The organism is Streptomyces tamarix, assembly GCF_032423885.1.
Taxonomy (GTDB): Bacteria; Actinomycetota; Actinomycetes; order Streptomycetales; family Streptomycetaceae; genus Streptomyces; species Streptomyces tamarix.
In genome coordinates, this window is the sequence record NZ_JAWCTQ010000115.1 from 1 (window position 1) to 413 (window position 413).

General features: G+C 69.2%; 1 protein-coding gene. It reads right to left on the bottom strand.

Annotated elements, in window-relative coordinates:
- On the bottom strand, positions 1 to 356 hold a 356-nt coding region (locus RND61_RS32525), incomplete at its 3' end, for an IS5 family transposase (protein ID WP_315881765.1).
- Between the last annotated feature and the right edge of the window lie 57 nt (positions 357 to 413).

The following is a 413-nucleotide window of genomic DNA, read 5'->3' on the forward strand; positions in this document are numbered from 1 at the left end:
ATCCGCGGACGGGCCTTACGGGCGCCGGCCGCGTGCTGATGGGCCCGGCAGGACGTCGAGTCGACACCGACCATCGACCAGTCGATCCGCCCGGCAAGGTCGGCGTCGGCCTGGATCGACTGCAGGATCCGGTCCCAGGTGCCGTCCGCCGACCAGCGGCGATGCCGTTCGTAGACGGTCTTCCACGAGCCGTAGCGTTCCGGCAGGTCACGCCACGGGACACCGGTCCGGATCCGGAACAGGATCCCGTTGATCACGGTGCGGTGGTCGTTCCACCGGCCGCCCCGGCCACCCGGCGGAGGCAGATGCGGCTCCAGCAGCGACCACTCGCGATTCGTCAGATCCCCCCGACCCATGACCCAACCAACGAGCGACCGGTCGGAAGGTCACATGATCCGCCGGACAGAACCTAG